General features: G+C 59.5%; 14 protein-coding genes. 13 read left to right on the forward strand and 1 reads right to left on the reverse strand.

The genetic code is table 11. The annotated features are described in order from the left end of the window. The first annotated feature begins 251 nt into the window (after positions 1–251). The 6 genes from murJ to ispH all read left to right on the forward strand — a co-directional run bounded on the left by murJ (position 252) and on the right by ispH (position 7819). Positions 252–1790, forward strand: a complete 1539-nt coding sequence (murJ, locus tag K0F88_RS19080; protein ID WP_219096091.1) for a murein biosynthesis integral membrane protein MurJ — start codon at positions 252–254, stop codon at positions 1788–1790. A gap of 129 nt (positions 1791–1919) precedes the next feature. Beyond that, positions 1920–2870, forward strand: a complete 951-nt coding sequence (ribF, locus tag K0F88_RS19085; RefSeq protein ID WP_219096092.1) for a bifunctional riboflavin kinase/FAD synthetase — start codon at positions 1920–1922, stop codon at positions 2868–2870. Continuing rightward, on the forward strand, positions 2871–5702 hold the full coding sequence (gene ileS, locus K0F88_RS19090; protein WP_219096093.1) for an isoleucine--tRNA ligase: 2832 nt from the start codon (positions 2871–2873) through the stop codon (positions 5700–5702). It abuts the gene before it with no gap. Next, positions 5695–6207: a signal peptidase II gene (gene lspA, locus K0F88_RS19095; protein WP_219096094.1), complete on the forward strand. Its 513-nt coding sequence runs from the start codon at positions 5695–5697 to the stop codon at positions 6205–6207. The genes ileS and lspA overlap by 8 nt, the downstream gene beginning before the upstream one ends. A 7-nt stretch (positions 6208–6214) precedes the next feature. Then, positions 6215–6652, forward strand: a complete 438-nt coding sequence (gene fkpB / locus K0F88_RS19100; RefSeq protein ID WP_193393009.1) for an FKBP-type peptidyl-prolyl cis-trans isomerase — start codon at positions 6215–6217, stop codon at positions 6650–6652. Between the two features lie 219 nt (positions 6653–6871). Further along, complete coding sequence (gene ispH / locus K0F88_RS19105) at positions 6872–7819, forward strand: 4-hydroxy-3-methylbut-2-enyl diphosphate reductase (RefSeq protein WP_109634961.1); 948 nt, start codon at positions 6872–6874, stop codon at positions 7817–7819. On the opposite strand, the gene K0F88_RS19110 is transcribed toward ispH, so the two are convergent. Continuing rightward, a complete protein-coding gene (locus tag K0F88_RS19110) occupies positions 7788–8345 on the reverse strand; it encodes a GspH/FimT family pseudopilin (protein WP_094470578.1) in 558 nt (185 codons plus the stop codon). The genes ispH and K0F88_RS19110 overlap by 32 nt on opposite strands. Positions 8346–8476: 131 nt before the next feature. Between K0F88_RS19110 and K0F88_RS19115 the strand changes: the two genes are divergently transcribed. Genes K0F88_RS19115 through thiO form a run of 7 tightly spaced genes read left to right on the forward strand, consistent with a single transcriptional unit; the run spans position 8477 to position 15243 of the window. Continuing rightward, on the forward strand, positions 8477–8950 hold the full coding sequence (locus K0F88_RS19115) for a GspH/FimT family pseudopilin (RefSeq protein WP_094470579.1): 474 nt from the start codon (positions 8477–8479) through the stop codon (positions 8948–8950). After that, the gene (gene pilV, locus K0F88_RS19120; protein WP_094470580.1) at positions 8947–9396 is read left to right on the forward strand and encodes a type IV pilus modification protein PilV; all 450 of its coding nucleotides are present in this window, start codon (positions 8947–8949) and stop codon (positions 9394–9396) included. Before K0F88_RS19115 ends, pilV begins: the two co-directional genes overlap by 4 nt. Further along, positions 9393–10106 carry a PilW family protein gene (locus K0F88_RS19125; RefSeq protein ID WP_094470581.1) on the forward strand — a complete coding sequence of 238 codons (714 nt, stop codon included), beginning with the start codon at positions 9393–9395 and terminating at the stop codon, positions 10104–10106. The genes pilV and K0F88_RS19125 overlap by 4 nt, the downstream gene beginning before the upstream one ends. Then, positions 10103–10573, forward strand: coding sequence for a PilX N-terminal domain-containing pilus assembly protein (locus tag K0F88_RS19130; RefSeq protein WP_094470582.1), 471 nt, complete (start codon positions 10103–10105; stop codon positions 10571–10573). The genes K0F88_RS19125 and K0F88_RS19130 overlap by 4 nt, the downstream gene beginning before the upstream one ends. Next, entirely contained in the window at positions 10560–13670 is a 3111-nt protein-coding gene (locus K0F88_RS19135; RefSeq protein ID WP_094470583.1) for a pilus assembly protein, read from the forward strand. Before K0F88_RS19130 ends, K0F88_RS19135 begins: the two co-directional genes overlap by 14 nt. A gap of 14 nt (positions 13671–13684) precedes the next feature. Further along, complete coding sequence (locus tag K0F88_RS19140) at positions 13685–14086, forward strand: type IV pilin protein (protein WP_083375726.1); 402 nt, start codon at positions 13685–13687, stop codon at positions 14084–14086. A gap of 56 nt (positions 14087–14142) precedes the next feature. Beyond that, a complete protein-coding gene (gene thiO, locus K0F88_RS19145) occupies positions 14143–15243 on the forward strand; it encodes a glycine oxidase ThiO (protein ID WP_094470584.1) in 1101 nt (366 codons plus the stop codon). The last annotated feature ends 118 nt before the right edge of the window (positions 15244–15361 follow it).

Consider the following 15361-nt stretch of genomic DNA (forward strand, 5'->3'; position numbering starts at 1 on the left):
GTCGAGCTCCTCGAAAGACTTTTTAGGAAATAGCAAACAAAATAGGCCGCGAATCATGCCGATGAGTTGATGTCTTGTCAAGGGCGGTTGAGACGTTCCGCTAAGTGGTAGGTATAAAGAGGCGGGATATTTATTTCCGGCGCTTGACCTGTAAACTCGCGAGCTTTGGCTCTGTGCTGCTGCGGCGCGGAGTATCGCATAAGTAGGCGCTTTGTTCGCCTGCTGTTTATCGACAGGCACAAACTCTTTCAATGAATCTGCTCAAATCGTTAGCCGCCGTCAGCTCTATCACGATGCTTTCCCGGATTCTGGGGTTCGTTCGTGACACCCTCATCGCACGCACATTTGGCGCCGGGATGGCGACGGACGCCTTCTTTATCGCCTTCAAACTGCCCAATCTGCTGCGGCGAATCTTCGCCGAAGGGGCGTTTTCCCAAGCGTTCGTGCCGATCCTTGCTGAATACAAGAACCAGAAGGGCGAGGAGGCGACGCGAACTTTCATCGCTTACGTGTCTGGCCTGCTGACGCTGGTGCTGGCCTTGGTCACCGCGCTGGGCATGCTTGCCGCGCCGTGGGTCATCTGGGCCACCGCGCCGGGTTTCACCGATACCCCGGAAAAATTCGAGCTGACCACCGATCTGTTGCGGGTGACTTTCCCATATATATTGCTGATCTCCCTGTCTTCATTGGCCGGTGCGATCCTTAATACGTACAACCGATTCTCGGTGCCGGCTTTCGTGCCGACGTTGCTCAACGTCAGCATGATCGTCTTTTCGGTGTTCCTGACGCCGTACTTCGATCCTCCTGTCATGGCCTTGGGGTGGGCGGTGTTGGTGGGTGGCCTGGCGCAGTTGCTTTATCAGCTGCCGCATCTGAAAAAGATCGGCATGCTCGTGCTGCCACGCCTGAATCTGCGTGACAGCGGCGTCTGGCGGGTGATGAAACAGATGTTGCCGGCGATTCTCGGCGTGTCAGTGAGTCAGATTTCCCTGATCATCAACACCATTTTTGCCTCGTTCCTGGTCGCCGGCTCCGTGTCGTGGATGTATTACGCCGACCGTTTGATGGAGTTGCCGTCCGGCGTACTGGGCGTGGCGTTGGGCACCATTCTGCTGCCGACCCTGGCCAAGACCTACGCCAGCAAAGATCGCCACGAATATTCGCGAATCCTCGATTGGGGCCTGCGTCTGTGCTTCGTGCTGGTGCTGCCGTGTTCTCTGGCACTGGGGATTCTGGCCGAGCCGCTGACCGTTTCGCTGTTTCAGTACGGCCAATTCAGTGCGTTTGATGCCTCCATGACGCAGCGGGCGTTGATCGCCTATTCGGTCGGTTTACTCGGAATTATTGTAATCAAAGTGCTGGCGCCGGGCTTTTATGCGCAACAAAACATCCGCACCCCGGTAAAAATCGCGATTTTCACCCTGATTGTTACCCAGCTGTTCAACCTCGTGCTCATCGGCCCGCTGGCTCACGCCGGTCTGGCCCTGGCCATCAGCATCGGTGCCTGCATCAACGCCGGGCTATTGTTCTATCAACTGCGCAAGCAGCAGATGTATCAGCCGCAACCGGGTTGGGCCAAGTTCGGCCTCAAGCTTGTGGTTGCGGTGTTGGTGATGTCTGCTGTGCTGCTGGCCGGGATGCACTTTATGCCGGCCTGGGATCAGGGGCATATGCTGGAGCGGTTCCTGCGCCTGGGCGGTTTGGTCGCGGCCGGCGTGGTCAGTTATTTCGGCATGCTGCTGTTGATGGGCTTCCGTTTGCGCGATTTCAATCGCAAGGCGCTGAGCTGAGGCTTTGGCCTCGATAAACATGGGCGAACCGGCAGTTTTGTCGGCTCGATTACTTTGGGTTACGGTGTTGCCTGTCGTCGGCCGCCGGGTGTGGTTATAATCGACCACTTTATGAGCAAGAAGCGCGTTATGCAGCTGGTTCGAGGCCTCCACAACCTGCGCCCCCAGCATCGGGGCTGTGTCGCCACTATTGGCAACTTTGACGGTGTTCACCGTGGCCACCAGGCTATCCTGGCGAGGCTGCGTGAGCGCGCTATCGAGTTGGGCGTGCCCAGCTGCGTGGTAATTTTCGAACCGCAGCCGCGAGAGTTCTTCGCCCCGGACACGGCCCCGGCCCGTCTGGCCCGGCTGCGGGACAAACTGCAGCTGCTGGCCGACGAAGGTGTCGACCGGGTCCTGTGCCTGGCCTTCAACCAGCGCCTGAGCAAGCTTAGCGCCAGTGAGTTCGTCGATACCATTCTGGTCGAGGGTCTCGGTGTCCAGCACCTGGAGGTCGGTGACGACTTCCGGTTCGGCTGTGACCGGGTAGGGGATTTTGATTTCCTGCAGCAGGCCGGCATCGTTCAGGGCTTTACCGTTGAAGCGGCGCAAACCGTCGAGCTGGACGGCATTCGGGTCAGCAGCACTCAAGTGCGTAATGCATTGGCCGCTGCCGATTTTGCCCTGGCCGAACGGCTGCTCGGGCGTCCGTTCCAGATCACCGGGCGGGTCCTGCATGGCCAGAAGCTGGCGCGCCAACTGGGTACGCCCACCGCCAACATTCAACTCAAGCGTCGTCGCGTGCCGTTGACCGGGGTGTACCTGGTCAACGTCGACATCGACGGCAAGACCTGGCCCGGCGTCGCCAACATTGGCGTGCGGCCCACGGTACAAGGTGATGGCAAAGCCCACCTCGAAGTACATCTTTTAGATTTTGCCGGCGATCTGTATGACCGGCGTTTGACGGTGGTTTTCCACCACAAGCTGCGTGAAGAGCAGCGTTTCGCCTCTCTGGAGGCGCTTAAGACGGCGATCAATGCGGATGTTGCCGCCGCCCGTGCCCTGTCGCACCTAGCGCCAATCGCTAATGAAGAGCCTTAAATGACCGACTATAAAGCCACGCTAAACCTTCCGGACACCGCCTTCCCAATGAAGGCCGGCCTGCCTCAGCGCGAACCGCAGATTCTGCAGCGCTGGGACAGCATTGGCCTGTACGGTAAGTTGCGCGAGATTGGCAAGGATCGTCCGAAGTTCGTACTTCACGATGGTCCTCCTTACGCCAACGGCACGATTCACATCGGTCATGCGCTGAACAAGATTCTCAAAGACATGATCATCCGCTCGAAAACCCTGTCGGGTTTCGACGCGCCTTATGTTCCGGGCTGGGATTGCCACGGTCTGCCGATCGAACACAAAGTCGAAGTGACCCACGGCAAAAACCTGGGTGCGGACAAGACCCGCGAACTGTGCCGTGCCTACGCCACCGAGCAGATCGAAGGCCAGAAATCCGAATTCATCCGTCTGGGCGTGTTGGGCGACTTCGCCAACCCGTACAAGACCATGGACTTCAAGAACGAGGCCGGTGAAATCCGCGCGCTCGCCGAAATCGTCAAGGGCGGTTTCGTGTTCAAGGGCCTCAAGCCTGTGAACTGGTGCTTTGACTGCGGTTCGGCCCTGGCTGAAGCGGAAGTCGAGTACGAAAACAAAAAGTCCTCGACCATCGACGTGGCCTTCCCGATTGCCGACGAAGCCAAACTGGCTGCCGCTTTCGGTCTGGTGTCCCTGGCCAAACCCGCTTCGATCGTGATCTGGACCACCACCCCGTGGACCATCCCGGCCAACCAGGCGCTGAACGTTCACCCGGAATTCAACTACGCCCTGGTCGACGTCGGCGACAAACTGCTGGTGCTGGCTGAAGAGCTGGTCGAGTCGTGCCTGGCCCGTTACAGCCTGGAAGGCTCGGTCATCGCGACCACCACCGGTAAAGAGCTGGAACTGATCAACTTCCGCCACCCGTTCTACGATCGCCTGTCGCCGGTTTACCTGGCCGACTACGTTGAACTGGGCGCTGGCACCGGCGTGGTTCACTCCGCCCCGGCCTACGGCGTGGACGACTTCGTGACCTGCAAGAAGTACGGCATGGTCAACGACGACATCCTCAACCCGGTACAGAGCAACGGCGTTTACGTGACATCGCTGGAGTTCTTCGGCGGCCAGTTCATCTGGAAAGCCAACCCGGCCATCGTCGACAAACTGACCGAAGTCGGTGCGCTGCTGCACACCACCATCATCGAACACAGCTACATGCACTGCTGGCGCCACAAGACCCCGCTGATCTACCGCGCCACCGCGCAGTGGTTCATCGGCATGGACAAAGAGCCTGTCAGCGGCGACACCTTGCGCAAGCGCGCACTGAAAGCCATCGAAGAGACTCAGTTCGTCCCGGCCTGGGGCCAGGCACGCCTGCACTCGATGATCGCCAACCGTCCGGACTGGTGCATCTCCCGTCAGCGCAACTGGGGCGTGCCGATCCCGTTCTTCCTGAACAAGGAAAGCGGCGAGGTGCACCCGCGTACTGCCGAGCTGATGGAAGAAGTCGCCAAGCGCGTTGAAGTCGAAGGCATCGAAGCCTGGTTCAAGATGGACGCTGCCGAGTTGCTCGGTGACGAAGCGCCGCTGTACGACAAGATCAGCGACACCTTGGACGTCTGGTTCGATTCGGGCACCACGCACTGGCACGTCCTGCGCGGTTCGCACCCGATGGGCCACGAGACCGGCCCGCGTGCCGACTTGTACCTGGAAGGTTCGGACCAACACCGTGGCTGGTTCCACTCGTCCTTGCTGACCGGCTGCGCCATCGACAACCATGCGCCGTACCGCGAACTGCTGACTCACGGTTTCACCGTGGATGAGTCCGGTCGCAAGATGTCCAAATCGCTGGGCAACGTGATCGCGCCGCAAAAGGTCAACGACACCTTGGGCGCCGACATCATGCGTCTGTGGGTCGCTTCCACCGATTACTCGGGTGAAATGGCGGTTTCCGAGCAGATCCTGCAACGCAGTGCGGACGCCTACCGGCGCATCCGTAACACCGCGCGCTTCCTGCTCTCCAACCTGACCGGTTTCAACCCGGCCACCGACATCCTGCCGGCCGAGGAAATGCTCGCCCTGGACCGTTGGGCCGTAGACCGCACCCTGCTGCTGCAACGCGAGTTGCAAGAGCACTACGGCGAATACCGTTTCTGGAACGTCTACTCCAAGATCCACAACTTCTGCGTGCAGGAGTTGGGCGGGTTTTACCTCGACATCATCAAGGACCGTCAGTACACCACTGGCGCCAACAGCAAGGCTCGCCGTTCGGCGCAAACCGCGCTGTACCACATCTCCGAAGCGCTGGTGCGCTGGATCGCGCCGATCCTCGCCTTCACCGCCGACGAACTGTGGGAATACCTGCCGGGTGAGCGCAACGAATCGGTGATGCTCAACACCTGGTACGAAGGCCTGACCGAACTGCCGGACAACGTCGAACTGGGCCGCGCCTACTGGGAGCGGATCATGGCGGTGAAGGTCGCGGTGAACAAGGAAATGGAAATCCAGCGCGCGGCCAAGGCCGTCGGTGGCAACCTGCAAGCCGAAGTGACGCTGTTCGCCGAAGACGCGCTGAGCGCCGACCTGGCCAAGCTGAGCAACGAACTGCGCTTCGTACTGATCACCTCGACCGCCAGCGTAGCGCCTTTTGTTCAGGCACCTGCGGACGCGGTAGTCACCGAAGTCAGCGGCCTGAAGCTGAAAATCGTCAAGTCGGCCTTCGCCAAGTGCGCCCGTTGCTGGCACTGCCGTGAAGACGTCGGCGTGAACCCGGAGCATCCGGAAATCTGCGGTCGTTGCGTCGACAACATCAGCGGCGCGGGCGAGGTTCGTCATTATGCCTAACGCCGTTGGCCGTTTCGGACGGTTGAGCTGGCTCTGGTTGAGTTTGCTGGTCCTGGTCATCGACCAGGCCAGCAAGTTCTACTTCGAAAACAAGCTCGAAATGTTCCAGCAGATCGTGATCATTCCCGATCTGTTCAGTTGGACCCTGGCCTACAACACCGGCGCGGCATTCAGCTTCCTGGCCGACAGCTCCGGCTGGCAGCGCTGGTTGTTTGCCCTGATTGCCATTGTGGTGAGTGCGGTGCTGGTGGTTTGGCTCAAGCGTCTGGGGCGCAACGAAACCTGGCTGGCCGTCGCTTTGGCGCTTGTACTGGGCGGGGCGCTGGGCAATCTGTATGACCGCATTGCCCTGGGCCATGTGATCGATTTCATTCTGGTGCATTGGCAGAACCGCTGGTACTTCCCGGCGTTCAACTTTGCCGACAGTGCGATTACCGTCGGTGCCGTGATGCTTGCGCTGGACATGTTCAAAAGTAAGAAAACCGGAGAAGCCGTTCATGACTGAACAGGTATTGGCTGAGCAACGCATCCGCCAGAACACGGAAGTCACCTTGCACTTTGCACTGCGCCTGGAGAACGGCGACACCGTCGACAGCACCTTCGACAAAGCCCCGGCGACCTTCAAGGTCGGCGATGGCAACCTGTTGCCAGGTTTCGAAGCAGCGTTGTTCGGCTTCAAGGCCGGCGACAAGCGCACGCTGACGATTCAGCCGGAGAACGCGTTTGGCCAGCCGAACCCGCAAAACGTGCAGATCATCCCGCGTTCGCAGTTCAAGGACATGGAGCTGTCGCCGGGGTTGCTGGTGATCTTCAACGATGCGGCCAATACTGAGCTGCCAGGCGTGGTGAAGGAATTCGATGACGAGCAAGTGACCATCGACTTCAACCACCCGCTGGCCGGCAAGACATTGACCTTTGACGTCGAGATCATCAGCGTCAAATCGCTGTAACCTGTGGGAGCGAGCCTAGGTGGCGAGGGGGCTTGCCCCCGTTGGGGTGCGAAGCGCCCCCAAAAATGGCTTCCGCGAATCTGAATGAACCTGCGGTGAATGGATTACGATTGCTGCGCAATCGAAACGGGGGCAAGCCCCCTCGCCACAACAGGCTCGCTCCCACAGTAGTTTTTCATTGTTTTCGCTATTTCTTGCGCGCAAGACACGAGGCACAGCATGCAAATCAAACTCGCCAACCCCCGTGGCTTCTGCGCCGGTGTGGACCGGGCAATCGAAATCGTCAACCGCGCCCTGGAAGTCTTCGGGCCGCCGATCTATGTGCGCCACGAAGTGGTCCACAACAAATTCGTCGTCGAGGACCTGCGTGCTCGCGGGGCGATCTTCGTTGAAGAACTGGATCAGGTGCCCGACGACGTCATCGTGATCTTCAGTGCCCACGGCGTTTCCCAGGCTGTGCGTACCGAAGCCGCTGGCCGTGGCCTGAAAGTGTTCGACGCGACCTGCCCGCTGGTGACCAAGGTGCACATCGAAGTCGCGCGTTACAGTCGCGACGGACGTGAATGCATTCTCATCGGCCACGCCGGTCACCCGGAAGTCGAAGGCACCATGGGCCAGTACGATGGCAGCAACGGTGGCGCAATCTATCTGGTTGAAGACGAGAAAGACGTTGCCTCGCTGCAGGTGGTCAATCCCGACAAACTGGCGTTCGTGACCCAGACCACGCTGTCCATGGACGACACCAGCCGTGTAATCGACGCCCTGCGTGCACGCTTCCCGGCGATCGGTGGTCCGCGCAAGGACGACATCTGCTACGCCACGCAAAACCGTCAGGACGCCGTCAAGCAACTGGCCGACGAATGCGACGTGGTTTTGGTGGTCGGCAGCCCGAACAGCTCCAACTCCAACCGCCTGCGTGAGCTCGCCGAGCGCATGGCCACTCCGGCTTATCTGATCGACGGCGCCGAAGACCTGCAAAAGAGCTGGTTCGACGGTGTCGAGCGTATCGGCATCACCGCTGGCGCCTCCGCACCGGAAGTGCTGGTGCGTGGCGTGATCCAGCAGTTGCAGGCCTGGGGGGCTACCGGGGCCGATGAATTAGCGGGTCGCGAGGAGAACATCACGTTCTCCATGCCTAAAGAGTTGCGCGTGCGCTCCCTGCTTTAACTTTTTTCCCTCCCGGACACAGCGCCTGCTCAGCCTTATCGCTGCGCAGGCTGACGCGACCGGTCGCGGCCAGCACCACCTGGAGCTGGCTGACCGGTTCGCGCGCTGTGCAAACGTGCAGTGTCCCCGCTTGGAAGGCCCGGCCAGGCATCTGTGGTTCGCCGATACGGCTAAAGCGGATGTATCGCCTGACCGGCCAGTTGCCAACAATCGGCACCCGAGCGCCACTCACGCGCTCAATCAGCAGCGGGTTGCTGCTGTCTTCCGGCCCTTTTCCGCTGATATCCAGAATGATGCGCCAGCCCTGACCCCAGTCGTCGTTGATGCCATGAATGACGATGGTCTGATTGCGCGCGAGTGCTTCGCTTCTGGCGCTGCGAATACCACTGGCAAGCGACTTTGCCGCCGCCTCGCGATGATTCGATTCTGTAAGGGCCGCGAACGCCGGACTGACCAACAGCAGAACAATCCCGGCAATTGTCAGTCCCATGAGCAGTTCGATCAGGCTGAAACCTCGCTGATGCATGTCATCTCCCTCCGTGGAGTGCTGCGGCCCGCGCAATCCGTGCGCGAGTAATGGCAAATCAACCGCACGCCGGTCGGTCGAATGTTCTAGCGTGTAGAAGCAGGTATAGCCGACGGCAACGGAGGGCATCGATGGATCATCGTACAAAAGGTTTCACGCTGATCGAGCTGCTGGTCTCGCTCGCGGTCTTTTTGATCCTGATCACCCTGGCCGTACCGGCGTTTACCCGGTCGGTGCAAGGCACCAAGGCAGACACCGAAATCGGCGACCTGCAACGCGGACTCAATTTCGCACGACTTGAGGCCATCGACCGGGGCGTTGCCACTCGGGTTCGTCCGACTGCTGGTGGCAATGTCTGGACCGGTGACTTGGCGGTTTATGACAGTACTGGCACATCGGCCAATGTATTGCGGGTTGTTCCAGCGCTAAGCAGCGGCGCGAGTCTGACGCTACCCTCAGGAGTGACCGCCATCGATTTCAACAATATGGGTGGTTTGTCAGCGCCCGCCACACCCGTGGTGATCAGCTATGTATTGGGGGCGCAAACCAGGACGCTGAATGTGTGTTTGAACGGACGAATTCTATTGGGTGGAAGTTGCGGATGAGGGAACGGGGCAAACATGCACAGGAGGGCATGACGCTGATCGAAGTGCTGGTCGCGTTGGTGATTCTGACCGTGGGTCTGCTGGGCGCGGCGGCGATTCAGCTTAATGCGCTGAAATACACCGACAGCTCGCGGATGACCAGCCAGGCGAGTTTTATCGCCTACGACATGATGGACCGTATCCGCGCCAATTCCGGCGCCGACTATACCGTGACGCCACCGACCTCGGGCAACCTGAACGTCGCCCGTGATCAGGACCTCTACGATTTCACCACCAGTATCGTCAATTTCGGCGGTGCGACGGCCACCGGCACCGTTACGCTGAATCAGCGGGTGTACACCATCACGATCACTTGGGATGACTCGCGCGCCGATAATATCGCCAACTCGCGCCGCAGCTTTGTCTTGACCAGTCGCGCCACGGTCGACCCGGTGGCAACCCCATGAGGTGGTCCAGCAGAGGTTTCGGGCTGATCGAGTTGTTGATCGCCCTCGCGTTGAGTTTGATTGTGGTGCTGGGCGTGGCGCAGATCTTCATCGCCGCCAAGAACACCTACATCAGCCAGAACGCCGCCGCCGCCATGCAGGAAGATGCGCGTTTTGTGCTCAGCAAGATGATTCAGGAAATCCGTATGGTCGGCATGTTTGGCTGCCTGGGGACGATCACCGATTCAAGTACGGGGGGGAGCTTCGCTGTCAGTCAGATAACACCGATCAGCTGGGATAATGCCAACCTCAAATTGACCCTGGTGACCGCCGATGTGGGGGCGGGTGGCGGGGCGCCAGCCTGGACAGTGGTTTCCGATTGTCGAAACACGGCGACGGCGTATACGAATCCACCGGCTCTGACATCGGGGCAGTTGGCGTTTCCGATACGGCGGCTGATCTACAGCTTCAGCAATAACAAAATCATGATGGGCTCTGGTCCCGGCACACCGACCCAGTTCGTACTGGTCGATAACGTCAGTGCCTTCAGCGTGCTCTTCGGCCTCGCCAATTCCGCCACTGATGTAGCCGCTTCCACTTACAGCGCCAACCCGTCCGACCCCGCGCGAATTCGCAGCGTGCGCCTGACGATGACGCTCTTCGACCCGAACAGTCGGGTTAAAAATCAAACCTTCACCGTGGTTGCCGCCTTGCGCAACAGGTTGCCATGAGGGAGGCCTACATGACTTTTCATGCCCAGCGAGGTATGGCACTGCTGGTCAGCCTGGTGTTTCTGCTGTTGCTGACCTTGATCGGGCTTTCATCGATGCAGAACGCCACCCTGCAGGAAAAAATGGCCGGCAGCGTGAGCTTGCGCAACCAGTCGTTCCAGGGCGCCGAAGCCGCGTTACGCGTGGGAGAAAGCGCGGTGCAGCTGGACAGCTATTCATTGCCGGTCTGCAGCCAGTGCGCGCCACCGTCCGACGCGTTGACGGTCACTGCCGCCGGCCCCGGTTCCACCCCCGGCATGACCTGGATCGCCTCGGGCAAGGGCTTTTACGGGGTGCAGAATATCGGCACCACGGTCAACGCCGTGAATGTGCCGAGCAACACCTCGGCGACGCTTTACCGGGTGACCGCTGTCGGCATCGCGGGCAACTCGCGCAGCGTCGTGGAGAGTATTTATGCGAAGTACTGAAGGGCGCCGTGGCGTGTGGCAGCTGTTTTGCGGCGTTGTGCTGGGGCTTTACCTGTCCGCACCGGCGTATGCCTTCACACCGTCGGATTCACCGCTGTTAAGCGCGGCAGCAGTCGCTCCGAACGTCATGCTGCTGATCGACGATTCGGGGAGTATGAACAACATCATTTGGGCGCCGGGGTTCAATCCGGCGGCCAACTATGGGCAGATCGCGATTTGCAGTTCCAACACCTCTTGTTTAAGCGGTCAGAACCTGGACATGAGTGATACCAATATTTTGCTGTCGAGCCTCAATCGTGGCGGTTGCTCGACCAACGGCAACTGGTACGGTTTTTATCGCGGCTTTCTCGGCTTGACACCCATCTGCCTGAAGCTGCCGGACCCGGTGGGCAATGAAAACACGCGCTACACCGCCGACTACCTGGCTTATCTGCTGGGGTTGGCCAACGGTTCGAGCAAGGATTTCACCACGGGTGCCAGCGCGATTCCCAATGAATACCGGATCAGCGTGGCCCAGGATGTCTCCACAAACCTGGTCTCCAGCAATCGCTCGCTACGTATTGGTCTAGCGACGTTCAATCCCCCAACGACCAGCAACTCCGGTGGTGGTGGCTTCATCGCCCGATCGATCAGCGATCTCTCTGCGGTGAGCGGCAGCGTCACCCAATCCCAGGCGGATACCAACTACAACAACCTGATCTCTGCCATCAACGGCTTGAGTGCCGTAGCCAATACACCGCTGGCGGAAACCTACTATGAAATAAACCGCTATTTTCGGGGGTTGGCGCCGTTCTATAACTCGACGCCTGCGACTTACACCAGCCCGATTCAATATCGCTGTCAGAAAAACTATGGTGTGGTAATTACCGATGGCTTGCCGACCTATGACCGGACTTTTCCGACTACCGATCCGCTGGGTGGCACTCGTCTGCCCAACTGGGATGGTGTGAATAACGATGGTGACAACCTGAGTGGTGACGGAGAGGGCGACACGCTGTATCTGGATGACATCGCCAAGTTTGCCTTTGACATCGATATGCGCTCCACAGGAACCGATCTGGCAGGCAAAAGCTGGAATGCTGCGGATTTTCCCAAGCAGAATATAAACACCTACACCGTGGGCTTTACCGCCGCGAACCAGATGTTGTCGGACGCGGCCGATTACGGGCAGGGCAAGTACTATCAGGCGACCGACAGCGCAGGGCTAAACAGTGCATTGTCGTCGGCGCTGAGCGATATCACCTCAAAGGCCGGTTCCGGTGGCGGCGGCGTCACCAGCGGCACCACCCTGGCCAGCAACTCAAGTTACTTCCAGACCAGTTATGACCCGAAGGACTGGCGCGGCACCATCAAATCCTTCGGTTTTACCTCGGCTGGGGTGGTGAACACCGCCGCAGTGCAGTGGACCACCGACACCACCATCGTTGCCGGTGCCACAGCGCCGACTTACCAGTCCTGGAACACCCTGACCAACGCCGCCGTTACCCTGGCTTATGCCAGTTTCTCCCCGGCACAGCAGACCTCCCTCAGCCAAAGCCTACCCACCGGCATCACCGGCAACGATCTGGTGGAGTGGAGCAAGGGCACCAACAAAACCGGGCTCAAGGTGCGCAGCGTGCTGCTCGGCGACATCATCAATTCGCCCCTCGTACTGGCGTCACCCACTGACAAGACCGCCTCTGATCTGGTGGGGGATACCACTTACAGCACCTACCTGACCACCAAAGCCGCGACCATGAGTCCCAGCCTGGTGGTGAATGCCAACGACGGGTTTGTGAATGTCATCAACTCGGCCAATGGCGTCCGGCGTTATGCCTACATGCCTTCCAGTGTGTTGCCATCGCTGCGTTACATCGCCGATCCGACTTACATCAACGGTGTGAGCCACAAGTTTCTGGTCGACGGTCAGGTCGGGGTGTTCGATGCCCAATCCAGCAGCGCCTGGAAAACCCTGGCCATTGGCGGAACCGGGGCCGGCGGCAGGACTTTTTATGCGTTGCAGCTGTTCGACGCGTCAGCGGGTAACGTGTTCAAGGCACTGTGGGAAATCAGTGCACCGGCCACCGCCAGCACGGCGAACGTTTTCAATGACCTGGGTTATGCCTATGCACGGCCGGAAGTGGCACGCTTGGTAGACGGTCGCTGGGCCGCGTTCATTTCCAACGGTTATGGCAGCAATTCCGGGGTGGCGGCGTTGTATGTGGTGGACATTCGTGACGGCTCGTTGATCAAGAAAATCGTGGTCGACAGCGCCGACACCAGCAATGGCCTGTCGTCGGTGAAGCTCAGGGTCAACTCGCAGAATGTGGTGCAGGCCGCCTATGGTGGCGACTTGAAAGGACGGTTATGGAAGTTCGATTTGAGCGCTACCGCCCCCGACACCTGGGGCGTGGCATTCTCCGGCAAGCCGCTGTTTACCACGGCGGGTGGCGCCACTCAGCCCATTACTGTGCAGCCGTTGCTGGCGGACAATTCACTGGGCGGCAAGGAAGTGTTTTTTGGCACCGGCAAATTCAATGAGACTGCCGACAAGACCAACAAGGATTTGCAGGCGTTCTACGCCGTGTGGGATGCGGAGGGCGGCGCGGGCCAGATCACCGTGTCCAGTTTGCAGGCTCAAGCGGTGACCGGTGTGTTCTCGGGCAGCTCCGGGCAATTCATCACCACCAGCCAGAACGACGTGACCTATCCGGGGGAGAAGGGCTGGTACTTGCCGCTGGTGTACAACAGCGTGTTGACGGGGGAGCGGGTGATCAATCAGGTCAGCCTGGTGCTGGGACGGATCGTCTTTACCACGGCGAGTGTGGACACCACTGACCCGTGTGCCAGCTTTGGTACCGGCAAACTGGTCGAACTGGATGCGTTCAGCGGTAAGATGCTCAACTATGCGGTGCTCGACACCAACAACGATGGGACGGTCGACAGCACGGACACGGTGTCCAGCGGAGTGATTTTCACCGGTGGCATCCCGACCCTGAACGCCATCGTCAATGGTGGTTCCCGTAAAATCGTGAACGATTCCAGTGGCGGCGTCAGCACCAAGGTGGAAAAACCCGGCGGCGGCAGCCGTCGCATCATGTGGCGACAAATACAGTAAGTGAGAGTGAAGGAATGCGTAGATCCAACCGAGGTTTCACCCTGATCGAAATCATGATCGTGATTGCGATCATCGGGATCGTCATCACCATTGGTGCCCCGAGCCTCACCGAGTACGTGAAAAAGGGTCGGCGCACCGAAGTGGCCGGGCTGCTTTCCGAACAGGCGCAGATCCTTGAGCGGTTCTACTCGAAGAACAATGTTTACACCGCTGCCACCGGACTGAGCGCCGGCAATGATTTTTACACAATCACCCCGACCCTGACCGATCAAACCTTTTTGCTGACGGCAACGCGCAAGACCGGTGCGGCAATGGCGACCGACAAGTGTGGGGATTTCACCCTCACCAACACCGGCGTCAGAAGCATGGTCAATGCGACGTCCGGGCTCGTCACCAAAGATTGCTGGGGTCGCTGAGTTCCTTTTTCGGGCGCCTGTTTGCGCCTCTGTCTATTTATCGGTTGGATCAGAACATGAGCAGGCAACAGCAAGTGGTGATTGTCGGCGGCGGCGTGATTGGGCTGCTGACGGCGTTCAATCTCGCGTCCGAAGTGCAAAGTGTTGTGTTGCTGGATCGTTCGAGTGTGGGGCAGGAGTCGTCATGGGCCGGTGGCGGTATCGTTTCGCCGCTCTATCCATGGCGCTACAGCCCGGCAGTCACCGCGCTGGCGCATTGGTCCCAGGATTTTTATCCACAGCTCGGTGAGCGACTGTTCGCCGCGACCGGGGTTGATCCTGAAGTGCATACCACCGGCCTTTACTGGCTGGATCTGGATGACGAGGCCGAGGCGCTGGCCTGGGCCGAGCGGGAAAACCGTCCGTTGCGGGCTGTGGATATCTCGGCGGCACACGACGCCGTACCGGTGCTGGGCGCTGGGTTTTCTCGGGCGATCTATATGGCCGATGTGGCCAACGTGCGTAATCCACGGCTGGTAAAGTCCCTGAAGGCTGCATTGCTGGCGCTGCCGAACGTGACAATTCGTGAGCAGTGCGAAGTCAGCGGTTTTATTCGTGAAGGCGATAGAGTCGTCGGCGTGCAGACTTCAATGGCCCCCATCCACGGTGACCAGGTGGTCCTGACGGCTGGTGCCTGGAGTGGTGACTTGCTCAAGAGTCTGGACCTGGAGCTGCCGGTCGAGCCGGTCAAAGGGCAGATGATCCTGTACAAATGCGCGGCGGACTTCCTGCCGAGCATGGTGCTGGCCAAGGGACGTTACGCGATCCCCCGGCGCGACGGGCACATTCTGATTGGCAGTACGCTGGAGCACGAAGGCTACGACAAGACGCCGACCGACTCGGCGCTGGAGAGTCTGAAAGCATCGGCGGTGGAGCTGATTCCTGCGCTGGCGGAGGCCGAAGTGGTGGGGCATTGGGCCGGATTGCGACCGGGGTCGCCGGAGGGGATTCCCTATATTGGCCGAGTGCCAGGGTTCGAGGGACTTTGGCTCAATTGCGGGCATTACCGTAATGGGCTGGTGCTGGCGCCGGCGTCGTGTCAGTTGTTTGTGGATGTGATGTTGGACAGGGCGCCGATTATTGATCCTGCGCCGTATGCGCCGACCGGGCGGATCTGACAGCAAGGTTTTTTATTGCCTGCCAGATCGCTTTCGCGGGCACACCTAGCTCCTACAGGTTTGAGTCGATCAGTGCATTTTGGAACGACGTGAATCCCCTGTAGGAGCGAGGCTTGCC

It is taken from the genome of Pseudomonas sp. UMAB-40, assembly GCF_900095275.1.
GTDB lineage: Bacteria > Pseudomonadota > Gammaproteobacteria > Pseudomonadales > Pseudomonadaceae > Aquipseudomonas > Aquipseudomonas mandelii_B.